Below are 26,151 nucleotides of genomic sequence, written 5' to 3' on the forward strand. Positions count from 1 at the left end.
CTTAACGACGACGGACTCTCAATTGGTTATCATGCCGCCCTGCATTCATTTATTCAGCGTACCACGAGTGCGCCGGAACAGGGATAACGCCATGTTATGGTTTAAGAATTTGTTGGTTTACCGTTTGAGCCGTGAAGTTTCGTTATCTGCTGACGAAATGGAAAAACAGCTCAGCGCTTTCACCTTTACCCCGTGCGGCAGCCAGGACATGGCGAAAACCGGCTGGGTTTCGCCGATGGGTTCTCACGGTGGCGACGCGCTGACTCACGTCAACGGCGGCCAGATCCTGATCTGCGCCCGTAAAGAAGAAAAAATCCTGCCTTCTCCGGTGATCAAACAGGAGTTACAGGCCAAGATCGACCAGCTCGAAGGTGAACAACACCGTAAGCTGAAGAAAACCGAAAAAGATTCCCTCAAAGATGAAGTGCTGCACAGCCTGATGCCACGCGCATTCAGCCGCTACAGCCAGACGTTCATGTGGATCGATACCGTGAACGGCCTGATCATGGTCGATGCCGCCAGCGCCAAAAAAGCCGAAGACATGCTGGCGCTGCTGCGCAAAAGCCTCGGTTCACTGCCAGTCGTGCCATTAACGATGGAAAGCCCGATCGAACTGACGCTGACGGAATGGGTGCGTTCCGGCGACACGCCGGCCGGTTTTACTTTGCAGGACGAAGCCGAGCTGAAAGCGATTCTGGAAGAAGGCGGCGTGATCCGCTGTAAGAAACAGGCGCTGGTCAGCGATGAAATCGCCACCCACATTGAGAACGGCAAACTGGTGACCAAGCTGGCGGTAGACTGGCAGGAACGCATCGCCGTGGTACTGGCCGATGACGGCAGCATCAAGCGTCTGAAATTCAGTGACGTGATCCGTGATCAAAACGAAGATATCGACCGCGAAGATTTCGCAGGCCGCTTTGATGCTGATTTCGTGCTGATGACCGGAGAACTGGCGGCGCTGATTCAGAATCTGATTGAAGCGCTGGGCGGCGAAGCGCAACGCTAACACCACCTGCCAAACGCAGAAAAGGCGCTCATTGGGCGCCTTTTTTACATTTATTGTGTCTGAAGGAATTACTTGGTCAGGTATTTACACAGGTATGAGGTGGTTTCACCGACCTGCAAGTTGAATTCACTTTTGCCCGGAATGTAGAAGGTTTCGCCTGGCTTAAACACCTGCCAGTCCGGAGAGCCAGGGATTAGCACTTTCAGCGAGCCACTGATGACCGTCATTTCTTCCGGTTTTGCTGTGCCAAATGTGTATTCACCGACGGCCATCACGCCAACGCTGGCGGCACCCGTACTTTCGCTGTCAAAACCAATCGATTTTACTTTCCCGTCAAAATACTCATTATTTTTCAACATTGATTGGCCCTTTGCGATAAATTTAAGAGCTTCCATATTAGGGGCAAAAACCCGCTGCTGTCACTGATTATTACAGGTTTATCCGCACCAGACGACACCGCCCGCAAAGCGTCATCACTGATTTGATTTTACGCCTGCACAGTGCCATTGTGGGGAGTCACCTTTCTGCAATCACCGCAGCCCGTCACCGGTTACGCCACCAGTTCTGCCGCCAGTTGCACCATCAGCACATTCGCCAGCAGCACCGGCACATCGAGATGTTGCTCCAGCACTTTAACGTGATGATGGTTGTAGCCGATACAATCGAGCACCACCACTTCCGCGCCCTGCTCAGCAAAGCGTTTGGCCGCTTCCGTCAGTGCCTGATCGTCCGTTAAATACGGGCTGGCTACCGCAAAGCACGGTGGTTTTTCCAGTTTTCGCCATTTGTTGGCCTGCCAGCCAATCTGCGACTCCACCGGCACCACGATTCCTGCGCGATGCGTCCCCACCATCGCACCGATCAACGGAGGGATCATGCGTTCAGGCTCGATCAGCAATGCACTGCTTGCGTGTAACTGACCAAACTCGCCACCGCACAGCAGCAAAATCGTGGTACATCCCTGCGCTTCCAGCTGATCGATTTTTTCCTGCAATCCGCGTTCGGCGTTGGCCGCAGACAGTAAAATCTGCGAACCATCCAGCAAAACGGCGACCAGCACTGCATCGCCCTCTTGCGGCGCATAACGCTGCTCTATTTGCTCCCTGCTTAGGCCGTCCAGTAACCCGAAGTGTGTCACGGGTTCGTCCGGCAGATGCGCCGTCAGCAGCGGCATAATATCGCTGCGCGGTGCCTGTCCAATGGTCAGGGTCGCAAAAGAAGTCATCATAAGCGTGATTTCCCATCTTTCAGGCCATACAGCCCGGAAAGACGCAGTGAACGGAGAAACTCAGATATCGTCAATGTGTTGGCTAAACTCATCACAAAATCCTCTTAAAACACGTAACCGGCGCAAACGCGCACGAGCTAAAACGGTTACGAACGCTGTTCATCATTGGAACAGTCATTGTGTCGTACTGGCTAAAAATAAGCCCTGGTGTCGGTCTGGTACTCGCTTTACTTTTAACGTCAGCAGTTAGGCCTGACGTATTTACTGCAAATCGGACAACTTCAGATTATTTCCCCAGTCATCATCACCGAGTTTCTCAGCAATTTTTCGGGTAACGGCAATCAAACCGTCTTTTATTCCGTCCGGTATGCCCTTTCCTTCAGAAGGTGAAGAGAACGACAAACCTAATCCTACAATTTCATTGCGGTGTTTATTAAAAATGCTAGTGGCTAAAGAACTGATGCCCTGCAACGTTTCGTTGTTGGCAAAAGACAAACCGGTCTGCCGGATTTCAGCCAGGCGCACTAATAATAAATCGATGCTTTTCGGCGAATTCGCCGAGTTCACGTGATAAATACCCTTGTAACGCTCGCGCACTTCTTCGTCGCTGTAGCGGGCCAGGATCGCCCGGCCAATGGCCGTTTCATGCGCAGGCAGCAGGCTGCCCGCCGGTGTCATCACCTGCAGATACGTCCTGCCGGGAAACATGCGCATGACCATAATGTCGCGCCCTTCCAGTATCGACACGTATCCGGTGCACTGGGTCAGCTGGCTCAGCTGCGTCATATAAGGTGATGTCGCATCCACCAGCGGCGTCGAAAGATAATGACTGGATACCGCCAGTAATAATTTTCCTATGCGATATAAACGGCTGTCCGGATCACGCTCTAACAGCCCTTGCGTTTCCATCGTCATTAATAACCGGGAAACCGTACTTTTTGGCAATTGTAAACTGCTCACCACATCACTGAATGACAAACCCGGATGCCCCTGACTGACACCCTGCCGGGAAAATAACTTCAGCACTGACGTCGCATTCTCTAATGTGCTCATAAAGAGAGAAGTTCCGATATGTGGAACAAGGTTCCTGTTAAGTTGTTTGAAAAATAGTGCTGATACGTGTCAGCGTCAAGGCGTTTATTTTTGCGCAAATGAAATTTCGGTTAAGGAATATGCTTAAAGATAATCCTAAGACCATTTAATAAAGAGAAGGAGGGGGAATAATGCCGAGTATTTATGAGGTGACGGATGTAAAACCCAGCAGAATGTAGTGATTAAAGATTACGCAAAATATACAGCGCAATAGAGGCTTCAACGAGGATAATCGTGATCGACCAGATAGCAGGCATCGCTTTGCTATGCTGGTGAAAGAATGACATCAGGGGTTTCATCATGGGGTCCGTTGTGGAGGTTTAAAGTAATCACCTGAGTTATTACTTTACGCCTATGCATTCACCAGGACAATATCGCCCGGTCGTGACGCAACGCACATCTGATGGCCCGTTTTGTTTACGCCTGCCAAAATCCTGCCTGTGCGGACATAAAAAAACGAGCCATCAGAGCTCGTTTTTTATGTCCACGCCAGGCGTTCAGCGCACCATCTGTAATGCCAGGGCATCCATGATGGCATTAACGACCTGTGCGGGATCCTGCGTGCCGTCCACGACATGATGAGCGGCCTGCTGATACAACGCTTCACGCTCATTCAGCACCTGCATCATTTCCTCAGTAATCGGCTTGCCCGTCAGCGTCGGACGCTGGTCTTCCATTGGCGCATCTTCCAGACGGTTGGCAAGCGTAGAGGCCGGTGAACGCAGATAAATCACGGTGCCGGCCTGACGCATAAACTCACGATTTTCGGCAGAGAGCACCACGCCTCCGCCGGTCGCCACCACGGTGAGCGGTGAGCTGATCGTTTTCAGCGTCTCGGTTTCACGGCGGCGAAAACCCTGCCAGCCTTCACGGTCAACGATATCAGCCACACTGAGGCCAGAGGTGCGCAGCAAATGCAGATCGGTGTCGGAAAATTTATAGCCCAGCGCATTGGCCAGAGCACTTCCAACCGTCGTTTTGCCCGCGCCACGCGCGCCTACCATGAAAATGGGTTGTGTCATTAACGCTGTCCTTAATTCCCTGGGAGCCTCGTTGCTCATCTGATGAAAATCCATCACTGACCTGAAGGATAAATGTCAAAAATCGTACGTTGAAATGCCGACGCGGTGTACTCGCGAAATAGTACAACAAAAAAGCCTCACTGGCAGGTTTTTGTCACCTGCCGGTGAAGCTTCTGTAGCGTTTTATTTACGCCACCCCTGGCATGATACTGATAAATCCTTGCAGCGCAATATTCTCAGCAGGGTCTGGCGGTAAAGTGCTGTATCAGTGTGGTTTACAAATATAGACCAGAGCCGGGGGGAAATTCTTCACCACACGAATTTTTTTCCAGGTGAAGTAGCGTGAGAGCATTTTTTCAGAAAGATGACTGTACTGGAACAGCACCAGCACCCCGTCCTTCTCCTTCAGTTGCTGCTGCGTTCTTTGCAAAATTCTCATGCTGATCCGCGTGGGTATTGAGAGCAGAGGCAGGCAGGAAAACACGGCGTCGTAGCCGCCCGTGAGATGTTCCGCAGAATGCGCCATGACCTGCAGACGCGGGTCGTCGATCAGATTCAGTTTACGGATAAACGCAGGCTGGATCTCAAAGGCATCAAGCCGGGCATCAGCACGCATACGGTTCAAAATACGTCGGGTCAGTACGCCATCAGCAGCCCCTAACTCCGCGATATGTAAGGATGTTGTCCAGTCGATCTGGTTGAGCATGGCATGGCACAACCAGGGAGACGACGGCATCAGCGTTCCCATGGTCCGTGGTGAACTAATAAAATTCTGCAAATAAAAAAATTGATTCTGGATCGAAAGACCGGTGTTCTTAATCGTCATTCTCGCGGCATTCAACATATTAACCACCTCCTGAAAACATAGACCCTTATATAACAGAAAAATTCTTAAGAAATGATTATTAAGGGGAATAAACGTCAGGAGGAACAATTAAAAACAAATCACATGAGATAACTCCCAAAAAAGGAGGTATGCGCAGGTCCGGGCACAAATAAAAAGGCCAATGTCAGGTGACATTGGCCTTCTCACACACTCTCTGAAGTCAGTCAGATGTTATTTATACAACTCAACATTTGCACGGTTCAGGCTTGAGTCACCCGGCGTACCGGCACCGACAACGCGGTAATGTGTTGCGCCTTTATCGCTGGCGATCTGGTTCAGCGCATCCGTCATGCTGCCTGGGACGGTACTTGGGGCGCTGACAGAAACCATACCCAGTGACTGATAAGTCCCACTTTCAGCCTGCTGTGCAGTGATTGGGGAAGCGGCCAGCGCAGAGAATGAAGCAACCGTAATGGCAACAGCAGTAATTGCAGGTAAGAGTTTCATATTACGCACCTTTCTTTCGTTAGTTTCGTTAATTAATGGAGCGGAAGCAATCCGTTGAAATAATTATCGCTTAACGAATGAAAGCAGGCGTAATGCAACGTAAAGAAGTTTAACCTTTGTGGTAAAAATAAGGAGGGAATGAAAGTAAATATGTAGACAATGATAAACTGAGGAGAATTAAAGATATTTTATGGAGAAATGATGAAGAGTTTTCAAAGTTATTTAGGACCGGCACAACATTCGCACGAATCGACGGCGGAGTGCAATCACTGATATGATTATTTTTTATGAATTTTCTGCTTCCTTGATCACCTGCACAGTCAGGAACGCAGATTCGGGTTTCCGCGCGGGCGGAACTCATTTTAACAAGAAACGTAAAACGCTTTTATGGAGAGCATAAATTATGGCAGGTGGTAGCCTTCTGGCTTTGATCGATGACATTGCATCAATTCTTGATGACGTAGCGGCGATGAGTAAAGTCGCGGCCAAGAAAACGGCCAGCGTACTGGGAGACGACTTAGCGCTCAATGCGCAGCAGGTCACGGGCGTTAAGGCTGACCGGGAGCTGCCCATCGTCTGGGCGGTGGCTAAAGGGTCCATGCTGAATAAGGCCATTCTGGTGCCGCTGGCTTTACTTATCAGCGCATTTATTCCCTGGGCAATTACGCCGCTGCTGATGATTGGGGGCGCGTACCTGTGTTACGAAGGGTTCGAAAAAATCGCGCATAAACTGATGCCCGGCAAGCATCATGAAGAAGAAAAACCGGCGGCTGAGCAGGTAAAAAATGAAGCCGACGCTAAAAAGCTCGAAAAAGAGAAAGTAAAAGGCGCCGTCCGGACTGACTTCATTTTGTCGGCCGAAATCATTGTGATTTCTCTCGGTATCGTCTCCGCCGCACCGTTCATCAATCAGGTCACTGTCATGGTGCTGATCGCCGTCGCGATGACCATTGGCGTGTACGGCCTGGTGGGGGCGATTGTGAAAATCGACGATGCCGGTTTATACCTGAGCAAACTGTCCGGCGAAAGTAGCGTCATGAACGGCGTACGCGCATTTGGCCGCGGCATCGTGAATCTCGCCCCGTGGCTGATGAAAACGCTGTCAGTGGTGGGGACTGTCGCCATGTTCCTGGTCGGTGGCAGCATTATCAGCCACGGGCTGCCGTTTATGCACAGCCTGATTGAGCCTCTGACGCACGGCCACGAAAGCTGGGTGAATACGCTGATTACCGGTGCAACGGATTTAGTTGTCGGTCTGATTGTCGGCGCGGCCGTACTGGCGCTGGTAATGATTGGGCAGAAAATGTTTGGTAAGAAATAAAACCGCCATATTTCGATAATACCTCTGCAGCGAAGATGATGAACCTGCAGAGGTTATTTTCACTTAACCATATTTTTTCGTGAAAATATTGACAACGGTTAGTGTAAAAGACGAGAACTGCTGCGGTAATGTGAGTGACGGGCAGGCAATTCCCCAATGCGTTTGAAACTTTTTTCTGAATGGGGTGAACGATACGTTCTGGAACCATCAGGGTAATAGGCACGAATATAGTACGCTTCATATTTACTGCCTTTAACTGTCCCCCATGAATGATCATTCGCTTCGGGTTCTTCCAGGGTCACAGAAAAGCCAGCCAAAACTGGCTTGTACCTCGGATAACTCCAGCCCCCACTATAATCAGTACATCTCCCATAACGATAGACTTTTTTACACTCCTCTAATCTTTTGAAAGTTCGTGTATTTTTATAAATATCATCGTAAGCCGAAGACTCAGCGACCTGACAAAGAGCCAGTGGCCTGCTGGATGATTCACAATCTTTAGCACTTGTATAGATGGGGATCCTATTTCCAACAGGAATGTAAAAATAAGACACTATTGCTAAAGCAATAATAAAACAGACAGCACTCTCACGTGTAAACCTGTTACTAATACGATCATACAGTTCGTTAAAGTAATTAAAAACCATGGAAATATCCTTATAAACACATGAGGTATAAAAAGACCCATGGAGTTTATAAGCTTTCGGGGAAGAGTTCACTGCCAATTTATTCACTGACCGCGTTATTTATTAAACCATAATTTATTTATATAGTAATTACCCCATAAGCCGTTATATATATTCCTCATGAATACTTCACAATAACAATATCAAAACCTGCTTAAACTCATTGCCCCTGCCGGTCGGGAAAGACAATGAGCACGCGTCACTGATTTCAGTTCTTCGATGCCACCAGCATCATAATATCGCTGGTGAAGGTGCCGTCGGGCTGTATCTCGTAATGTTTTACCACGTCATCTGACATCACTTTTTGCAGCTCACGGATAGCCACAGCGAAGTGTTCCGGGGTGCGCATCCTTGCGATCCAGCTGGTGTACTCCAGCGGCAGGCGGTCGGTTGTGACCTCGCCGGCGATCAGACCAGCCTCAGACGCCATCTTCAGCCATTCACCCGGCGAATAATTGCGAACATGCGAAGTGTCGCGCAGCACCTCGACGGTTTGCAGGTAAATATCCAGCAGCGGATGACCCGGCGACACGACGTCCATCATGATGAATTTTCCGCCCGGTTTCAGCACACGCGCCACTTCACGCAGCGCCTGTCCGACATCATGCCAGTGGTGTGCAGAATATCGGCTGATTATCACATCCGCGCTGTGGTCGTCGAACGGCAGGGATTCCGCCACGCCCTGCCGCACCGTGATGTTATTCAGCTGTTTGTCGCTGGCAGCCTGCGCGACCACATCCAGCATTTGCGCGGATAAATCATAGGCGATCACATTTTTCACCGCACCTGCGGCAACAAAACTGGCATGGCCTGCGCCACAGCCTAAATCGATCACCTGCGCCTCTTTATAAGGCGCCAGCAGCGTCGCCAGACGTTGCAAATCTTTGCCCTGGGAGTGAACCGCGCTGGTCAGATAATCCTGCGCCTGTGAACCAAATTGCTTATCAACCGCCTGACTGTGGGTATTTTTCATGTTCATCATTGCTCCTGTCTGTCTTGTTTTTTGTCACAGGAATGCGGGTTTCGCGTGACCTCAAAATCACTATAGGCATTGTTCTATACGGGTACAATATGAGCGTTTATACTGGTATGAGTTGATTCCTGTCTGAGACAAAACAATGATGAATAATACAGAGTCGCTCAGCGGCCCGAAGGCGCTGGGTTTATTTTTGCGCACGCACCGCGAACGTACCACGCCTGAAATGGTCGGCCTGCCGGGGTCCTCGCGCCGCCGGACCAGCGGACTGCGCCGCGAGGAGCTGGCACAAATCAGCGGTATCAGCGCCACCTGGTACACCTGGATTGAACAGGGGCGCGATGTGTCAATTTCTGCCACTACGCTCGACAGTCTCGCCAAAGCGTTACGGATGGAACCGGCCGCCCGTGACTATCTGTTCAGTTTAGCCTCGATGAAAGACCCGCAGGCGGTGCCCTCGCCCACGGCACCGGGCGTTGGCCTGAAAAACTGCGTCAATCAGCTAACCTGCCCTGCCTACCTGCTCGACAGCAGCTGGAACGTGCTGGCGTGGAATCCGCCAGCCGGAGCCCTGTTCAGCGGCTGGCTGGATGTGGATCCTCAGCCTAATCTGCTGGACTTCATGTTTCTCAATCCCTTAGCGCGTCAGCTGGTCACCGACTGGGCGGAGCGCGCCAAGCGGGTGGTCGCTGAATTTCGCGCCGAAACCAGCCATTACGCGCATTCAGATGCGGTGCGTCAGACCGTTATCAGCCTGCGTGAACGCAGCGCGGGGTTCGATCAGTGGTGGACGCAGCAGGAGGTGCTGGCGCGCGAAGGCGGCGAGCGGCATTTTAATCATCCAGGTGAAGGGGGAAAAAGTTACCGCCAGCAGACCTTTTTCCCGGCGGGATATGCCGAATGTAAGCTGGTTATGCTGGTGCCTGAAGGGGATTACTGACGGGCTGACAGCCCTGTTTTACCTCACTAAATCGGCGTTCCCGGCAATTGACATATCATTGCCGTATGTGTGAGGCTGATTCGATTGATTCCCCGTATTATTTCTACACTGACGGATAATGATCATGATGACACGCCAGATTTATCAGGATGACGACATCGAGATTCGTGTGGCGACCGAACTTGAGGCCGTGCTGCACGTTGCGGCGATCCAGGATTCGGTCAATGAAATTGGCGCCTGGGAAACCTGGTGCACCGAAAGCTACACGGCGGATGACAGCCGCAAATATCTCGCAGACAGTGAACTGAAACGCCATCGCGGCGCTGAGTTCAATTTCTGTTTGTTTGAGCGCGACAGCGGTAATCTGATTGGCAGCGTGAGCCTCAACCGCATCGTTCATGAATATAAGTTCGCCAATCTCGGCTATTGGATCCGCACCGGTTACACCGGGCGCGGTCTGGCAACGCTGGCGGTCAGAGCCGCGGCGCGTTTCGCCTTTACCGAACTCGAACTGACGCGACTGGAAATTGTGGCGATGGAAGGCAATGCCCGCAGCCGCCGCGTGGCGGAAAAAGCAGGCGCCACTTCCGAAGGCCTGCACCGCAACCGGCTTTATTATCATGGTCAGCCGCGCGACGCCTGGGTCTATTCCCTGATCCCAGGCGATCTCTGAGCTGGCTTCACAAAAAAGATAAGGCACTGAACATGACTTTTTCTACCCATACCGTATCTACCGACTGGCTGGCGAAGAATCTGAATTCACCGGACGTCGTCATTATCGATTGTCGTAAATCAAAGCCCGGCATTACGCCGCCGATTGATTTCCATGGAAAATATCTCGAAGCGCACATTCCCAACGCCATTTACGTGGAAGTGGACGCCATCTCCGATTGCTCAACCGGCCTGCCGCATATGATGCCGACGGCGGAGGCGTTCTCCGCGTCGATGAGCCGTTTGGGCGTGGCCGACACGCAAACTATCGTGCTTTATGATGAAGGCGATTTGTTCTCCGCACCGCGCGTCTGGTGGATGCTGACCAGCTTCGGCGCGAAAAGTGTACGCGTGCTGGACGGGGGGCTGAATGCCTGGATTGCCGAAGGCAAACCGACACAAAGCGGCGAACACACCCGTGTGCCTTCAACGTTTAACGCAAAACTGGTACGTCCGGTGGTGGTCGACGCGCAGCAGGTCAAAGCGTCACTCGGCAAGGTGCAAATCATCGACGCCCGTTCGCTGGCGCGCTTTAAAGCTGAAGCGCCGGAACCGCGTCCGGGTCTGCACGGCGGCCATATCCCCGGCAGTATCAGCGTGCCTTTTACTGAGCTGACGCAGGACGGGCACCTGAAAGCGCCGGATGCGCTGAAAGCAACCTTTGAACGTCTGGGCGTGGATCTGCATAAACCGGTGATCACCAGTTGCGGATCGGGCGTGACTGCCGCCGCACTGGCATTCGGGCTGGATGCGCTGGGTGTGAAAGAGGTGTCGCTGTACGACGGTTCCTGGGCGGAATGGGGTGACGTAAACGAAGATTACCCTATTGAAACGCACTGAAACCGGTGAAGCGCGTACACCCTCGCCGGGCTGAGAAGCCCGGCTTTTTTACGCCGTTTTTTGCAGGGTGAGCTCGCTCACGCCAAACGACTGAGCAATCTCTTTCATCAGGGTGATCACGCCGTAAGCCCGCCTCGGGACTTCCGTAAACGCCTCGATCAGCAGCGGCTGGCTGACCGGTTCCTGCGCGATTTCACGCAGCGCCTGCCGCAACAGGAGCAGATGTCCGGGGGAGGTGTGTGACGAAGTGATAAGCGGCAGGCCGGGAACGGCCGCCGTTTGTCCGACCACAATCAGGCCGCGAAGCGCGTCCGGTTCTGCGCGCTGCAACAGCGCCATGGTGACGCAATCCACCGCCGCGATGTCCGCTTTATTCTGCTGAACAACGTGCAGCGACTCCCGGTGGCTGCCGGTGGCGCTGGCGGCAGAAAAGAATTGCCCGGCGTGTGCCAGCGGCGCAACCAGTGCACGCAGGCTGTTGTAGCCAGACTGAGAATCGGTGCTGTTAAAGGCCAGACGCCGGTGGCGGAAATCGGCCAGATGTCGCCCCTGATCGTCCTCGCGCGCGACTAAAAAACTTCGATAGCGAAATCCATCACAGCCCGGTGCGAGATAGCTGAATGTGCCGACCAGTTGCACCTCAGGCAGGCTTTCTACCAGCGGAAATCCGCAGGTCTGGCTGAGCAGTAAATCAGGCATTTGCCAGTGAGCCAGTAAATCCTGCGGCCAGCTCAGGGTATCGGGGGTATCAGACAGGCCAAGCCGCCGGAGTTTATCGCGCAAAACGCTGGCGAAGGCCTCCACGTCGGCAGGTGAAATGGCGTACATCGGTAAGGACATCAGCATTATCCGGCGACTCCGTCAGAGGGTTTCCTGCTGATAATCATAGTCGCTGCGCTGCGGTTGCGCCGCTATTGCATCCGGCGCAAAAGGATGGCTTTCCACTTTTACCGGGGAACGCGTGTGGTCGCGAAACCACTGCCGGTAACCTTTCACCACAAACCCCTCGCTGCGCGCTTTGTAGGCTTCGCGGTCGGAAAAATAGACCTGACGCAGCGCAAACCACGGCACCCCCGGTAAATCGTGATGCACCAGGTGATAGTTCAGATTGAGAAACAGCAGACGCCACACAAAACCCGCTTCGTTCAGTGTCGATCTCGCTTGCGGTGCATGTTCTGCGCGGTGCTCAAAGAAGGAGCGTACTTTGGTCAGGCTCAATGCCGGATAACTCACGGCCAGAACAAAATACAGCGGCGACAGCCCGCGCTGCGCCATCCAGCCAAGTAACACCGCCAGCATCGCGCCATGCACCAGCCACATAGTCACCGGGCGCCACTCTCCGCGCAGTACGGCCAGCAGCGCCCCGGTCAGCGTACTCACGATATCTGACAGCGGGCCGAGCAGCATCCTTCCCGGCAAGGTATTGCGCAGGCGGACAACCGCTTTCATGGCGGGCGACAGACTCTCCCAGCTGGCGCGGCTGAAATAATAGCCCTCCGGGTCATCGCCGGGCAGCGTGAGATGTTCATTGCGGTGATGTTGTAAATGCGTATCGCGATACAGGCCGTAGGGATACCAGACCGCCAGCGGCAAGGTGCCAAACAGCTGGTTCAGCCAGGGTTTGCGGGTCGGATGCCCGTGGATGAGTTCATGTTGCAGCGACATATACCAGGTGGTGAACCAGAGAAGCAGCGGCGTGCCCAACCATGGCCCGAGTTGATGCCAGTAAAACACCGTCGCAAACCAGCCGCCGTAGACTGAGACAATCAGCAGCCAGGTGGGAATTTCCAGCCGCCACCAGACATGGCGGGAGCGGGAGGTGATGTCGGCCCGCTGACGGGCGCTGAGGTAAAACGAAGAGGACGCCATAATGTGCCAGAGTAAAAAGACCTGACACATTATCGGGCAGCAGGAAGACGCCGCTAACTAACTTAAAACACTATCTATTGCCAGCCAGCGGCTAAAGCACTCAGCCCTGTATATCTTTTTGCAATGCCTGAGTAAATTCTTCCATCGGGCAGAAACCTTGTTTATCGACAGTACATCCGTCGATTTGCAACGTCACACGCTGAGGCGGATTTTTAAGGCTCAGTGCCACATTGTTACGGATCTGCTTCGCCGTCGGATAAACGTATTCGATTTTCATCAGATCTTTATTGGCCTGCTTGTCATGCCAGCGCTGGAAGACCACGGTGCCGCTGATCGGCGTACGTTCGTACTGGCCCGGCAGCTGGTAATCCTGCGTTTTCAGTGCGGCGAGCAGAGAAGCGATATTGGAATCATGCCCGACCAGCACCGCCAGTTTTGCCTGCTGAGCCGCTTTCTCATCGGCGGTATTAGCGTGTTGTGGATCCAGTGCACCGGCAATAAAGGTCAGCAGCGGTTTAGCGGCGTTCGCGGCAATGGCCGGCGAGCCGAACAGCGTCTCGTGATACAGATTTTTGATATTTTCCAGCTGTGTCCATTGCTCAGGCGTACTGATTTTTCCCCAGGCGATATCCTTCATCGGGAAACCTTCGTAATACTGCAACATGAACGCATCGGTCGCGCCGGTCGCCATTCGCAGAGGCCCGGTAATTCCCGGCTCTTTGCCCTGCGTCAGCACCACATCCGATGGCTGAGAAGCCAGATCGCACTGCTGTTTCTCTTTGCAGATCTTGCTGCTTTTGTAATCGAGGATATTTTCCAGCAACTGGTAGTTTGGCTTGAGGCGCTGATTCAACCCCGTCAGACCGCCCTCGCCTGCGTGTTGGTTAATGGAATTCAGTGCGCCGGTTTTAAAGGTATCGTTCACTTCTGCGGTAATGATCGGGTTAAACACCGGATCCATTTTACCGACTTCAACGCGGTTAAGCACCGTGACATCACAGCCCGGGAAAGCCCCGGTGGTGAAATGCTTCGCGGTATCAATGGTGCGCGGCAGGCTGTTGGCGTAGGTAAAGACCTGTGCATTTTCCGGGCATCCGGCGGCGGGCAGGAGTTTGTCCTTTGCCAGCCAGGCGCGGAAATAATGCCCCATGTGTTCAGAAATCTGGCCGCCTTTTGGCGTCAGTAATCCGCCTTCGGTTTTCCACACCGGCCAGGTGTGCGTGGTAGATTCGGCAAGCACATCACCATAATTCACCAGCGGCGCGCGAATGCCGTGGCGGCTGAGCACCAGCACTTGTTGCAGTTCGAGATTATCAGACTGTGCAGCCTGGGCGGCCGGTAAGATGAGCGGTAAAACGCAGGCAAAGGCTGACAACGCAAGATAACGGGATGCTTTTTTCACGAGTGATCCTCTTAATGAATAGTTTTACAGATTCCCTGAAAACAAAAACACCGCAGAAACCAACGGATTGATTCCTGCGGTGAATTTTTAGCATAGTGGAATATTCATCAGAAGTGGGGGATCAGGTTCACAACCTGCGCCCTGTGTATTGTTCAGTCACAAAGAAACCGGATCAGAACTGATAGCGCAGCCAGGCAAAGAAAACATTGCCGTTATTGTAGGTGCCCGGAATATAGGTCGCCTGAAAGGTCAGTTTGTTATAGCCGACGGAGGCCAGCGGCAACACGATGGGAATGGGGATATATTCGTAATCATCCCGCGCCGTCACCGCCGCGGTATAGCCCAGACCTACCCGAAAATTTTTGTCTTCTGCGGGCGTCCATATTTTTTCCCAACCGTAACCGCCAATCGGTTCCCATTTATTATGCGAGTCTTTAAACGCCATGAAATAAATGCCGTGCCAGTTCCCTTTATCATCGTACCGGGAAATACCATAACCGCCGCCCCACGGGCGCTCATTATATTTGTCGGTTTTTTCTTTATCGTAGGTAAGACGGTTATGCCAGGTAATCACCGGCAGATAAACGTCCTGCGCCTCAGGCGCGTTCCAGGTTTCGGCCACGTTTTCTTTGAACGTATCCCACATGCCTGGAAAAATAGATTCCTTTCCATCCCAATTGGGTGTGCTCGTCGGATTAACACCGCTGTTGGTTGCCCACACCGGTGAACTCAATCCCAGCGATAATACAACACCCACATAACAGATTAATTTGTTGATAGACATATTCACAATAACTCCCTGTTTAGGGGTGCATCATAAACAAATCATGGCTCAATAAATTAAACGAAGGTATAACAAAAACATCTGCACATTTTCAATTCGATGAATTTACAGCATTTAAGATTTCTATTATCAGATTTATCCGTAATTTATTTAGGCCTCGTTTAGATAAACGTCTTATGTGAGCTGATTCAGCAAAACCGGAATCATAAAACACATCAGGAATAATCTTAATGTACTGTATAGTTAATTGAAGAAAGTTTTAGAACTGAAAGCGGAACCAGCCAAACAATACGTTCCCCTTACTGTTGCCGCCGGGCACATAAGTGGCCTGGAAGGTCAGCCTTGAGTAGCCTGCTGACACCAAAGGCAGCACCATCGGGAAAGGAACGTAATCATAATTATCCCGTGCCGATACAGCGGCAACATACCCGGCACCTAAACGAAACTCTTTATCACTCAGGGGTTGCCATATTTTTTCATAACCGTAACCGGCTACGGGCTCCCATTTATTAAAAGAATCTTTAAATGCCATGGCATAAAGTGCATGCCAGTTTCCTTTTTCGTCATAACGTGACACCCCGTAACCACCGCCCCAGGGATGCTCATTATAACCATCAATTTGTTTTTTACTGTGCGTGTGCCGGTTGTGGCGGGTTAATACCGGAAGAAACAGATCTTGCTGCTGGGGTGCATTCCAGGTTTCAGCAATATTATTTTTAAATGTTGACCACAACCCATCGTTATTTTCCTGCCCGGAGACTGCCTGAGCGGGAGGATTAATATGACTTTCACCGGCCTGAACATAACCGGCACCTAATAAGGAAAGGGTGAAAAAAGAATATGAAACTACTGCGCGAATATTCACGAAATGATTATTTTTCATTGGCGTTATTGCCCTGTTGAGTTGACCAGGACATTATATGACGTCAAATAAATATGAATACTGAATGATATATTAAGAAAACATAAATCGAATAAATAGATCTTTTATGCCGTTAAAAAACAGCACCTTAGAAAGATGATGAACGGCGGAACGCGGAAAAATGAGTTCCGTCTGGCGGCGCTGACTGATGACCGCTTTCTTTCAGAGATGCCCTGACATAAAAAAATCCGCAGGCTTTCGCACTGCGGATTTTTATTACTGACGCCGGTTAAGCATCAACCGAGCTGTTTACGCGCATTGCGGAACATGCGCATCCACGGGCTGTCTTCGCCCCACTCTTCCGGATGCCAGGAGTTGCTGACAGTACGGAATACGCGCTCAGGGTGCGGCATCATAACGGTGACGCGGCCAGACAGGTTGGTCACCGCCGTAATCCCGTTCGGAGAGCCGTTCGGGTTCGCCGGATAGGCTTCCGTCGCCTGACCGTTGTTATCCACAAAACGCAGCGCCACCAGGTTGCTGTGCTCGATTTGTGCCAGATGCGCCGCATCACGCACTTCCACGTGGCCTTCACCGTGGGAAACGGCGATTGGCATACGTGAACCGGCCATGCCCTGCATGAACATTGACGAGCTGGCGGTCATTTCCACCAGGCTGAAGCGTGCTTCAAAGCGATCAGACAGGTTACGCACAAAGCGCGGCCAGTGTTCAGCTCCTGGGATCAGCTCTTTCAGGTTCGACATCATCTGGCAGCCGTTACATACGCCCAGCGCCAGCGTTTGCGGACGGTGGAAGAACTCTTCGAACTCTTCACGCACGCGGTCGTTGAACAGGACTGATTTCGCCCAGCCCTCACCCGCGCCCAGCACGTCACCGTAAGAGAACCCGCCGCACGCCACCAGCGTGTGGAAGTCCTGCAAATCACGGCGACCGGCCAGCAAATCACTCATGTGCACATCTACCGCATCAAAACCTGCACGGTGGAAAGCGGCAGCCATCTCAACGTGGGAGTTAACGCCCTGCTCGCGCAGTACCGCCACTTTCGGACGCGCGCCCTTCGCGATGTACGGCGCCGCCACGTCTTCGTCAGGAGCAAATGTCAGTTTGACGTTCAGACCCGGATCGAGATCCTGAGTTTTGGCCTGATGTTCCTGATCGGCACATTCCGGGTTATCGCGCAGACGCTGCATCTGCCAGGTGGTTTCTGCCCACCAGGTACGCAGCGTGGTACGGCTTTCGCTGTACACCGGCTTGCTGCCGGAAGAAATGATGAAGCGATCGCCGGTTTCTGCGGTGCCGAGATAATGTGTGCAATCCGCCAGACCAAAATCAGCCAGCGTTTTCTCAACCGCTTCACGGTCTGATGCACGCACCTGGATCACCGCGCCCAGTTCTTCGTTGAACAAGGCTGCCAGCGAATCGTTACCCAGCGCCGCGATATCGGCAGTCAGGCCGCAATGCCCGGCGAAGGCCATTTCAGCCAGCGTCACCAGCAGACCACCGTCGGAACGGTCATGGTAAGCCAGTAATTTTTGCTCAGACACCAGCGCCTGCATGGCGTTGAAGAAGCCACCCAGTTGCTCTGCGCTTCGCACATCAGCAGGCGTGTTGCCCAGCTGACGGTAAACCTGCGCCAGCGCCGTCGCACCCAGTGCGTTATGGCCGGCACCCAGATCCACCAGCAGCAGCGCGGTGTCACCTTTATCCGTGCGCAGTTGCGGCGTCACGGTGTGGCGCACGTCTTCAACGCGGGCAAATGCCGTAATCACCAGAGAAAGAGGTGAGGTCATTTCGCGTTGTTCATTGCCTTCCTGCCAGCGGGTTTTCATCGACATGGAGTCTTTGCCCACCGGAATGGTGATGCCCAGCGCCGGACAAAGCTCTTCACCCACCGCTTTCACCGCGGCATATAACCCGGCATCTTCGCCAGGGTGACCGGCGGCAGACATCCAGTTCGCTGAAAGCTTAACGCGTTTCAGGCTGCCGATTTCGACAGCGGCGATGTTGGTCAGCGCTTCGCCCACGGCCATACGACCCGAGGCGGCGAAGTCCAGTAAGGCGATTGGCGCACGTTCGCCCAGTGACATCGCTTCACCGTGGTAGCTGTCGAGGCTGGCGGTCGTGACCGCGCAGTCAGCAACCGGGATTTGCCACGGCCCCACCATCTGGTCGCGCGCCACCATACCGGTGACGGTACGGTCGCCGATGGTGATCAGGAAGGTTTTCTCGGCAACCGCCGGCAGATGCAGAACGCGGTTTACCGCTTCAGCAATCTGAATATTTTCCGCATTCAGGTCGTCGCCGTTGGCTTTCAGCGTGGTGACGTCGCGGGTCATTTTTGGCGTTTTACCCAGCAGAACGTCGAGCGGCATATCAATCGGCTGATTGTCGAAATGGCTGTCTTCCAGAGTCAGATGCATTTCTTCAGTGGCTTCACCGATCACCGCGTAAGGTGCGCGCTCACGTTTACAGATGGCATCAAACTGCGCCAGCTGTGCCGGTGCGACGGCCATGACATAACGTTCCTGAGATTCGTTACACCAGACTTCCAGCGGGCTCATGCCAGGTTCGTCGTTGAGGATGTCGCGCAGCTGGAAACGGCCGCCACGGTTGCCGTCACTGACCAGTTCCGGCATGGCGTTGGACAAACCACCGGCACCGACGTCATGGATAAACAGAATCGGGTTGTCTTCGCCGAGCTGCCAGCAGCGGTCGATCACTTCCTGGCAACGACGTTCCATTTCCGGGTTATCGCGCTGTACGGAAGCAAAATCCAGATCCGCATCCGACTGACCTGAGGCCATCGAAGAAGCCGCACCGCCGCCCAGACCGATATTCATCGCCGGGCCGCCGAGCACAATCAGTTTCGCGCCAACGGTGATTTCACCTTTCTGCACGTGATCGGCACGGATGTTGCCGATACCCCCGGCCAGCATGATCGGCTTGTGGTAACCGCGCAGTTCAGGGCCGTTGTGGCTGTTGACGTTTTCTTCATAAGTACGGAAGTAGCCCAGCAGCGCCGGACGACCGAATTCGTTGTTGAACGCAGCGCCGCCCAGCGGGCCGTCGGTCATGATATCCAGCGCGGTCACGATACGATCCGGCTTACCGAAATCTTCTTCCCACGGCTGTTCAAAGCCCGGAATACGCAGGTTGGAAACGGAGAAACCGACCAGACCGGCTTTCGGTTTTGCACCGCGACCGGTTGCGCCTTCGTCACGGATTTCACCGCCGGAGCCGGTTGCCGCACCCGGCCAGGGAGAAATCGCCGTCGGGTGGTTATGCGTTTCGACCTTCATCAGAATGTGCGCCTGCTCCTGATGGAAATCGTACAGGCCATCTTTCGCATCGGCGTAAAAACGACCGACCTGCGAACCTTCCATCACGGCGGCGTTGTCTTTATACGCGGACAGCACGTGATCGGGCGTCTGTTCGAAGGTGTTCTTGATCATCTTGAACAAGGATTTCGGCTGCGTTTCGCCGTCAATAATCCAGTCAGCGTTGAAGATTTTATGACGGCAGTGTTCGGAGTTAGCCTGCGCGAACATATACAGCTCGATGTCAGTCGGGTTGCGCCCCAACGACGTGAAGGCTTCCATCAGGTAATCAATTTCGTCCTGCGCCAGCGCCAGACCCAGTTTGATGTTGGCCGTTTCCAGCGCGCTGCGGCCTTCGCCGAGAATATCAACGTGCTGCACCGGCGCAGGCTGATGCTGTGCAAACAGCGCACTCGCGTCTTCCAGATTGCCGAAGAGTGTTTCCATCATCCGGTCATGCAATAAAGCGCCCAGCTGTGCCCACTGCGCTTCGGTCAGCTGCGGTGCCTGAACGTAGAAGGCCAGACCGCGCTCCAGACGCAGAACCTGCGACAAACCGCAGTTGTGTGCAATGTCAGTGGCTTTGGAAGACCAGGGAGAAATGGTGCCAGGGCGTGGCGTGACCAGCAGTAAACGACCGGTTGGAGCGTGTTCAGCGAGAGAAGGACCGTATTTCAGGAGGCGTTGTAACTTGGTTTGTTCGTCCGAACTCAGCGGCGCGCTGACATCGGCAAAGTGTACATATTCGGCGTAGATATCGCTGACCGGAAGGCGGGCATCCTGACAGCGGGACAACAATTTGTTAATGCGAAAAGCCGACAAAGCGGGCGAACCACGCAGTATTTCCATAATCACAGATCTCTCGTCTTCGAAGACACTGACCACAGTGCTTCATTGGGCGCAACAGGGGGAAAACGCGGCCTATTATAAAGAAAGCCTTCGCCTGACGAAACCGTTTGCGCAGTGAATATTGATATTCATTTATAGGCAGGCATTTCGTGCGGGTATTATGAATAAAGTTGCAGACTGTCGTTTTGTTGAGCAAAATGCGTCAGCACTGGGGATATAACCATACAAACTGCACAGCATATCGTAAAAAAACAAGAGCGCCGCAGCGAGATAACTATTTGAAGCGACTAAAATTTAATTATTTCCTCATGGGAATTGCCGCCCTGTTGCTGGCGCTGGCCTTATGGCCTGCCGTGCCGTGGCATCGGGGTGAAGGTGACCAGCTGGATCAAATAAAATCCCGTGGAGAATTGCGCGTCAGCACGCTCAATTCTCCACTGACTTTTATGGACTCACCGGAAGGTAATCTCGGCTTCGATTACGAACTGGCAAAACGCTTCGCAGATTATCTGGGGGTGAAGCTCGTCGTCTCTCAGCACACCACCGTCGACGCGATGTTCAACGAACTCGATCACGATAAAGCCGACATGCTGGCGTCCGGTCTGGTCTACAACAATGAACGGCTGAAAAACTACCGCGCCGGGCCGGAATACTATTCCATCTCCCAGCAACTGGTTTACCGGCAGGGCTCCGTCCGGCCAAAAAGTTTTGCCGACATTAAAGGCACGCTGGTGGTTTCCGCCGGAACCGCGCACATCCCGACACTGGAAGCCGCAGGCAAAAAATTCCCCAACCTGACGTGGAGCACCACTGACAAGATGTCGCCACGCGACCTTCTGCAGCAGGTGGAAAATGGCAAACTGGATTACACGCTGGGCGATTCAGTGACTATCGCGCTGATGCAGCGTGTCTATCCACGTCTTGCCGTCGCGTTTGACGTTACCGAAGATGAACCCGTCACCTGGTATTACCGCAAGCAGCCCGACGACGACAGCCTGTCCGCCGCGATGCTCGACTTTTTCAGCCAGATTGCCGACGACGGCACTCTGCAAAAGCTCGAGGAGAAATACCTCGGCCACGTCGGCGATTTCGATTACGTCGATACACGCACTTTCCTGAACGCCATCGACAAAACGCTGCCTGACTTGCAGCCATTGTTCGAAAAATACGCGCAGGATATCGACTGGCGCTTACTCGCCGCCATCGCGTATCAGGAATCACACTGGGATCCGCAGGCCAAATCACCCACCGGCGTGCGCGGTGTGATGATGCTAACCCGTGCCACCGCCTCGGGGCTGGACGTGGATGACCGGACCGATGCTGAGCAAAGTATCCGTGGCGGCGCGCTCTATCTGTCGCGACTGATGGAGAAAATGCCGGACAGCATTCCGCAGGACGAGAAAATCTGGTTTGCCCTTGCCGCCTATAACATGGGTTACGGCCACATGCTGGATGCCCGCAAACTGACGGCGCAGCAGAAAGGCAACCCCGACAGCTGGGCGGATGTGAAGCAGCGTCTGCCTATGCTCAATCAGAAGCGCTACGCGGGCCGCACCACCTACGGGTATGCGCGCGGGACGCAGGCTTATAATTACGTGGAAAATATCCGCCGCTATCAGCTCAGTCTGGTGGGATATCTGACGGAAAAAGAGAAACAGCTGGCGCAGCAGGCGGCATTGCAGGCCCAGTTAGGCCAGGGCTATCCGGCGGTGGAAGCGAAGGAAGCGCTGGCAGAGTAAGGCAGGCGGGGTTATTTCGGCTCTGCGCCTTGTTCAGCAGCGCGTTGCGCCAGTCTGAGGGCTTTTTTCTGACTGCGACGATAACGGAAAAAAGCGCTCAGCTGTTCCGAACACGCCTGCGCCAGAACGCCGGAGGTGATCTCTATCTGATGATTCATGCCCGGATGGCGCAGCACGTCGAGCAGTGATCCGGCGGCACCGGTTTTAGCATCTGCCGCGCCATACACCACACGGCGGATCCGGCTGTGAATCATCGCGCCGGCACACATCACGCAAGGCTCCAGAGTGACATACAGCGTGGCATCGATCAGGCGATAGTTTTGCACCGCGCAGCCGCCCTGGCGCAACGCCATAATTTCGGCATGTGCAGTCGGATCGTGATGTCCGATGGAACGGTTCCAGCCTTCGCCAATGACCCGGTTATCCAAAACCAATACAGCGCCCACCGGCACTTCGCCTTCATCCTGCGCTTTCAGAGCCAGAGTCATGGCATATTGCATCCATTCTTCGTCACCATTTGTCTCGTTCATCACTGTCTCTGTCACTTCAACCTCAGTCAGTATTTCCTGCGGCCATTATACCTTTGTTCAGCCTCCCCGCCCACGCCAGCCAGGTGTATTCAGCCAAACAAAGGGATCTGATGAATGAGTAATATCTCTGATGGAGTTTACCTGATGCCACATCGCAGACTCGCTTTGAAAAACACTGAGCTAAACAGATAATAACCTTAATATTCATGAGGATTATCACTGGCTTTTTGCGATTAAAAACAGCAAATATTGCGTCAGATCAAATCGTGTTACCGGTAACAATCATAAGATTTCCTTGTACCCACTAAGAATTAACAATAAGGAAATACATTATGGCTACTGCAACTTTCTTTATCCCTTCTGTCAATGTCATCGGTTCCGGCGCACTCAGCGAGGCGGCCGCCGCCATCTCCCAACACGGTTTTCATCATGCATTGATCGTTACCGATAAAGTGTTATTCGATATCGGCGTCGTTAAACAGGTTCAGGAATTACTGGCGCAAAGCGATGTGCAAAGCAGCGTTTACCACGGTACGCACCCTAACCCAACCACCCGCAATGTGCGCGAAGGTCTGGACGTTCTGCAACGCGATGGCTGTGACTGCGTGATTTCACTCGGCGGCGGCTCTCCGCATGACTGTGCTAAAGGCATTGCGCTGCTCGCCACCAATGGCGGTGACATTAAAGATTATGAGGGCGTAGACCGCTCGGCAAAACCTCAGTTGCCGCTGATTTCCATTAACACCACAGCCGGTACTGCGTCAGAAATGACCCGTTTTTGCATCATCACTGATGAAGAACGCCACATCAAAATGGCTATCGTTGATAAAAACGTCACACCGCTGATGTCCGTCAACGATCCTCATCTGATGGTCGGAATGCCTAAAGGTCTGACGGCTGCCACCGGGATGGATGCCCTGACTCATGCCATTGAAGCTTACGTCTCCAGCGCGGCGAACCCGATAACGGATGCCTGCGCACTGAAAGCCGTCACCATGATTGCAGAGTCATTGCGTACCGCCGTGGAAGACGGCGCCAATATGCAGGCCCGTGAAAACATGGCTTACGCGCAGTTCCTCGCCGGAATGGCCTTTAACAATGCGTCACTCGGCTACGTGCATGCCATGGCGCATCAGCTTGGCGGTTTCTATAACCTGCCACACGGTGTTTGTAACGCTGTGCTGCTGCCGTTCGTGCAGGAATACAATGCCCGCGTCGCCAGCCCGCGCCTGAAAGAAGTGGCCGCGGCGATGCATATCGATGTGGCGGACATGAGTGATGAGCAAGGTGCCAAAGCCTGTATCGATGCCATCCGCCAGCTGGCACGCGACGTGGGGATCCCAGCGGGGTTGCGCGATTTGAAGGTGAAAGAGGAAGATTTTAATACGCTGGCGACCAATGCCCTCAACGATGCCTGTGCGCTGACTAACCCGATTCAGGGGACACATCAGGACATTGTCGGTATTTTTAAAGCAGCAATGTGATTCACTGAAAGAATTTCTCGAACTTGACGGGGGCGTTGAGGGAAAGAAAGTGCAGAAAAGGCCGGATAACCGGCCTTTTCTTTTTGCGCGAAACAGAACGTCACGCTTTACTCCAGCTGTTGTAATTCCCCCTGCTTGCTGACACGAAAGCGGTGCTCACAAAAGAACAGCAACGGATTGTCCTGTTTGCTGTCGCTGTAGCCGCTGTAGAGTTTCAGCGGCGAACCGATCCGGCTTTCCAGTTGCACAACCTTCTCTTCTCCCAGACAACGTAACGGCAACACCCATCCCCCTTTCGCACGGGCGATCCGGCTGCCCACCAGTTTTACCTGCGGCAGAAACAGCGACGTGTCATAAACCTGTCGCACCAGATTTTCCGGCGAGCCGGTGATAAGCCAAACCTCAGTGTCATCACTCTCGAGATATTCGCGCAGGCGCCGCTGCACAACCGGGAACTCCACCACCTTCTGGCGGAAGGCGTTAACAAACTGTAATTCCAGCGCCTTTAAACGCGCCTCGCTGTGCCCGAAAGTGATTGCCCACAGCAGCAGGCTCATAGGCCAGCGCGCGGCGCGCCCCTGAAAAAATAGCCCCAGCCCAATCAGCGGCAATAAGGGCACCACCAGAATCAGATTTTGCGGCATACGCCAAAGCAGGAAGCGCAGAAAGGAACCAAACATATCCTGCTGATGCAATGTGCCATCAAGATCAAAAAAAACTACCCGTTGGTCAGGCTTCGTAGTCAATCCGTTACTCCTCGGGATCGTTGAACCCCATCATCCAGGTAAATATAAAACCAGCTAATACCGTAATGACTAAACCTGCCAGATACAACATCACTTTTCCAGAAACGATCGTCAGTGCCAGCGGCAATCCTGAAATCCCGAAGGTGATCACCGTGGCGACTTTCCAGTAACAGATGAGTGCGCCGCCGACAGCACCGCCCAGACAGGCGCCGATAAAAGGCCGCCCGAGAGGCAGCGTGACACCGAAAATCAACGGTTCGCCAATCCCCAGGATCCCGACCGGTAACGCACCTTTAATCACTTTTTTCAGACGGGCATTACGGGTTTTCATATAAACGGCGATCGCCGCGCCCACCTGCCCGACACCCGCCATTGCCAGAATCGGCAGCAAAGGATTAGAACCGTGAGCCTGAATCAGTTCTACGTGGATCGGCACTAATCCCTGATGCAAACCTGACAGTACCAGCGGCAAAAATGCCCCGGCCAGAATGGCGCCGACCAGTAAACCGCCTTTATCGATAGCAATATTGACACCGTGAGCAATGCCGTCCGAGATGTACCCCCCGAGCGGTTGCAGGATAATAATCGCCAGTGTCGCGGTGATAAGCGTGGTGATAAGCGGGTTGAGGATAAGCTCCACGGACTCCGGTAACCCCTCACGCAGACGTTTTTCCAGCCAGCACATCAGCGCCACCACCAGCAGTACGGCAATCACCCCACCGCGACCGGGCTGCAACGTTTCGCCGAATAAGGTGATCTGCGCCAGCGCAGGGCTGGAGAGAATACCGGCCATCACGCCGCCCATCGCCTGCGAACCCCCGAACACCCGCGCCGCATTGACACCGACCAGAATGTTCATGATGGCAAAAACGGCCCCTCCGAACACGGCCAGTAATCCAAGAATATTCGGGTAATCGGTGGCAATCGATCCTGCGATGTCGGGGCGCTTGAGCAGGTTGATGATGCCCATGATCAGACCGGAAGCAATGAATGCGGGGATAAGCGGAATAAAGACGTCGGCAAGCTTTCGCAGCGCCCCGCTCATCGGCGCGGAGTATTTGGCTTTTGCATTCGCCTTGTTACGGGCAATGTCCGTTTCACCACCGCCGTTTTGGCGGGCAGGCGTCAGCTGTAAGCGCATGGCGTCGACGACTTTTGCCGCCGCACCCGGCCCGACAATAAACTGGTGCTGATCGCCCTGCTTAAGATAGCCCTTAATGCCGTCGAGCGTTTTCAGGCTGGTCAGATCTAAAAGCTGCTCATCCAGCACTTCCACACGCACGCGCGTCATGCAGTTTTCCAGCTTGCTGATGTTTGCTTCGCCGCCCACACCCTGCAAAATTCTGGAAGCCAGCAGGTGTGTTTTATTCATCTCCGTCGCCATACTTATCCC

The 26,151-nt window shown here is 53.4% G+C and carries 24 protein-coding genes; 7 read left to right on the forward strand and 17 right to left on the reverse strand.

Annotated features, from left to right (window positions below; translation table 11 throughout):
• Positions 1-91: 91 nt before the first annotated feature.
• Positions 92-1,006, forward strand: coding sequence for a recombination-associated protein RdgC (gene rdgC, locus ACO0U8_RS06130; RefSeq protein WP_056770946.1), 915 nt, complete (start codon positions 92-94; stop codon positions 1,004-1,006).
• Between the two features lie 68 nt (positions 1,007-1,074).
• Here rdgC and ppnP read toward each other — a convergent pair whose 3' ends face one another.
• The 6 genes from ppnP to ACO0U8_RS06160 all read right to left on the reverse strand — a co-directional run bounded on the left by ppnP (position 1,075) and on the right by ACO0U8_RS06160 (position 5,681).
• Complete coding sequence (gene ppnP, locus ACO0U8_RS06135) at positions 1,075-1,365, reverse strand: pyrimidine/purine nucleoside phosphorylase (protein WP_056770943.1); 291 nt, start codon at positions 1,363-1,365, stop codon at positions 1,075-1,077.
• A gap of 191 nt (positions 1,366-1,556) precedes the next feature.
• Positions 1,557-2,234 carry an AroM family protein gene (locus ACO0U8_RS06140; RefSeq protein ID WP_056770939.1) on the reverse strand — a complete coding sequence of 226 codons (678 nt, stop codon included), beginning with the start codon at positions 2,232-2,234 and terminating at the stop codon, positions 1,557-1,559.
• 261 nt (positions 2,235-2,495) lie between these two features.
• Positions 2,496-3,287, reverse strand: coding sequence for an IclR family transcriptional regulator (locus tag ACO0U8_RS06145; protein WP_056770936.1), 792 nt, complete (start codon positions 3,285-3,287; stop codon positions 2,496-2,498).
• Between the two features lie 536 nt (positions 3,288-3,823).
• Positions 3,824-4,348 (reverse strand): shikimate kinase AroL, encoded by a 525-nt coding sequence (aroL, locus tag ACO0U8_RS06150; RefSeq protein ID WP_056770933.1) that lies wholly within the window; start codon positions 4,346-4,348, stop codon positions 3,824-3,826.
• 265 nt (positions 4,349-4,613) lie between these two features.
• Complete coding sequence (locus ACO0U8_RS06155; RefSeq protein ID WP_122096024.1) at positions 4,614-5,192, reverse strand: class I SAM-dependent methyltransferase; 579 nt, start codon at positions 5,190-5,192, stop codon at positions 4,614-4,616.
• A gap of 213 nt (positions 5,193-5,405) precedes the next feature.
• The gene (locus ACO0U8_RS06160; protein WP_056770926.1) at positions 5,406-5,681 is read right to left on the reverse strand and encodes a DUF1471 domain-containing protein; all 276 of its coding nucleotides are present in this window, start codon (positions 5,679-5,681) and stop codon (positions 5,406-5,408) included.
• Between the two features lie 403 nt (positions 5,682-6,084).
• Between ACO0U8_RS06160 and ACO0U8_RS06165 the strand changes: the two genes are divergently transcribed.
• Positions 6,085-7,002: a DUF808 domain-containing protein gene (locus ACO0U8_RS06165; protein WP_122096025.1), complete on the forward strand. Its 918-nt coding sequence runs from the start codon at positions 6,085-6,087 to the stop codon at positions 7,000-7,002.
• 98 nt (positions 7,003-7,100) lie between these two features.
• Here the strand turns inward: ACO0U8_RS06165 and ACO0U8_RS06170 are convergent, their stop codons facing one another.
• Together ACO0U8_RS06170 and ACO0U8_RS06175 are read right to left on the reverse strand one after the other, a co-directional pair.
• Positions 7,101-7,649 carry a DUF1190 domain-containing protein gene (locus tag ACO0U8_RS06170; protein ID WP_421670456.1) on the reverse strand — a complete coding sequence of 183 codons (549 nt, stop codon included), beginning with the start codon at positions 7,647-7,649 and terminating at the stop codon, positions 7,101-7,103.
• Positions 7,650-7,896: 247 nt separating this feature from the next.
• Positions 7,897-8,667, reverse strand: a complete 771-nt coding sequence (locus ACO0U8_RS06175; protein WP_122096027.1) for a class I SAM-dependent methyltransferase — start codon at positions 8,665-8,667, stop codon at positions 7,897-7,899.
• A gap of 139 nt (positions 8,668-8,806) precedes the next feature.
• Here ACO0U8_RS06175 and ACO0U8_RS06180 point away from each other — a divergent pair, with 139 nt between their 5' ends.
• From ACO0U8_RS06180 to sseA, 3 genes are all read left to right on the forward strand, one after another.
• Positions 8,807-9,604 (forward strand): helix-turn-helix transcriptional regulator, encoded by a 798-nt coding sequence (locus ACO0U8_RS06180; protein ID WP_421670457.1) that lies wholly within the window; start codon positions 8,807-8,809, stop codon positions 9,602-9,604.
• Between the two features lie 124 nt (positions 9,605-9,728).
• The gene (locus ACO0U8_RS06185; protein WP_421670458.1) at positions 9,729-10,277 is read left to right on the forward strand and encodes a GNAT family N-acetyltransferase; all 549 of its coding nucleotides are present in this window, start codon (positions 9,729-9,731) and stop codon (positions 10,275-10,277) included.
• A 32-nt stretch (positions 10,278-10,309) separates the two neighbouring features.
• Complete coding sequence (gene sseA, locus ACO0U8_RS06190) at positions 10,310-11,155, forward strand: 3-mercaptopyruvate sulfurtransferase (protein WP_056770905.1); 846 nt, start codon at positions 10,310-10,312, stop codon at positions 11,153-11,155.
• A gap of 48 nt (positions 11,156-11,203) precedes the next feature.
• Here sseA and ACO0U8_RS06195 read toward each other — a convergent pair whose 3' ends face one another.
• The 6 genes from ACO0U8_RS06195 to purL all read right to left on the reverse strand — a co-directional run bounded on the left by ACO0U8_RS06195 (position 11,204) and on the right by purL (position 20,259).
• Entirely contained in the window at positions 11,204-12,001 is a 798-nt protein-coding gene (locus ACO0U8_RS06195) for a phosphate/phosphite/phosphonate ABC transporter substrate-binding protein (RefSeq protein ID WP_421670459.1), read from the reverse strand.
• Positions 12,002-12,016: 15 nt separating this feature from the next.
• On the reverse strand, positions 12,017-13,024 hold the full coding sequence (locus ACO0U8_RS06200; protein ID WP_421670460.1) for a fatty acid desaturase: 1,008 nt from the start codon (positions 13,022-13,024) through the stop codon (positions 12,017-12,019).
• 100 nt (positions 13,025-13,124) lie between these two features.
• On the reverse strand, positions 13,125-14,426 hold the full coding sequence (gene agp / locus ACO0U8_RS06205) for a bifunctional glucose-1-phosphatase/inositol phosphatase (RefSeq protein WP_421670461.1): 1,302 nt from the start codon (positions 14,424-14,426) through the stop codon (positions 13,125-13,127).
• A 172-nt stretch (positions 14,427-14,598) separates the two neighbouring features.
• Entirely contained in the window at positions 14,599-15,210 is a 612-nt protein-coding gene (gene pagP / locus ACO0U8_RS06210; RefSeq protein ID WP_056770894.1) for a lipid IV(A) palmitoyltransferase PagP, read from the reverse strand.
• 259 nt (positions 15,211-15,469) lie between these two features.
• Positions 15,470-16,093 carry a lipid IV(A) palmitoyltransferase PagP gene (pagP, locus tag ACO0U8_RS06215; protein ID WP_421670462.1) on the reverse strand — a complete coding sequence of 208 codons (624 nt, stop codon included), beginning with the start codon at positions 16,091-16,093 and terminating at the stop codon, positions 15,470-15,472.
• 275 nt (positions 16,094-16,368) lie between these two features.
• On the reverse strand, positions 16,369-20,259 hold the full coding sequence (purL, locus tag ACO0U8_RS06220; RefSeq protein WP_421670463.1) for a phosphoribosylformylglycinamidine synthase: 3,891 nt from the start codon (positions 20,257-20,259) through the stop codon (positions 16,369-16,371).
• Between the two features lie 278 nt (positions 20,260-20,537).
• Between purL and mltF the strand changes: the two genes are divergently transcribed.
• Positions 20,538-21,998: a membrane-bound lytic murein transglycosylase MltF gene (gene mltF / locus ACO0U8_RS06225; protein WP_056770884.1), complete on the forward strand. Its 1,461-nt coding sequence runs from the start codon at positions 20,538-20,540 to the stop codon at positions 21,996-21,998.
• An 11-nt stretch (positions 21,999-22,009) separates the two neighbouring features.
• Here the strand turns inward: mltF and tadA are convergent, their stop codons facing one another.
• On the reverse strand, positions 22,010-22,528 hold the full coding sequence (tadA, locus tag ACO0U8_RS06230) for a tRNA adenosine(34) deaminase TadA (RefSeq protein ID WP_421670464.1): 519 nt from the start codon (positions 22,526-22,528) through the stop codon (positions 22,010-22,012).
• Positions 22,529-22,860: 332 nt separating this feature from the next.
• Between tadA and yiaY the strand changes: the two genes are divergently transcribed.
• Entirely contained in the window at positions 22,861-24,012 is a 1,152-nt protein-coding gene (gene yiaY / locus ACO0U8_RS06235; RefSeq protein ID WP_421670465.1) for an L-threonine dehydrogenase, read from the forward strand.
• Between the two features lie 107 nt (positions 24,013-24,119).
• Here yiaY and yfhb read toward each other — a convergent pair whose 3' ends face one another.
• Both yfhb and ACO0U8_RS06245 read right to left on the reverse strand, forming a co-directional pair.
• Positions 24,120-24,758 carry a phosphatidylglycerophosphatase C gene (gene yfhb / locus ACO0U8_RS06240; RefSeq protein WP_056770871.1) on the reverse strand — a complete coding sequence of 213 codons (639 nt, stop codon included), beginning with the start codon at positions 24,756-24,758 and terminating at the stop codon, positions 24,120-24,122.
• A gap of 4 nt (positions 24,759-24,762) precedes the next feature.
• A complete protein-coding gene (locus tag ACO0U8_RS06245) occupies positions 24,763-26,130 on the reverse strand; it encodes a PTS transporter subunit EIIC (RefSeq protein ID WP_122096127.1) in 1,368 nt (455 codons plus the stop codon).
• Positions 26,131-26,151 lie beyond the last annotated feature (21 nt).

Origin of the sequence: Rahnella sp. EDr1-12, assembly GCF_049206505.1 — a bacterium.
GTDB classification, from domain to species: domain Bacteria; phylum Pseudomonadota; class Gammaproteobacteria; order Enterobacterales; family Enterobacteriaceae; genus Rahnella; species Rahnella rivi.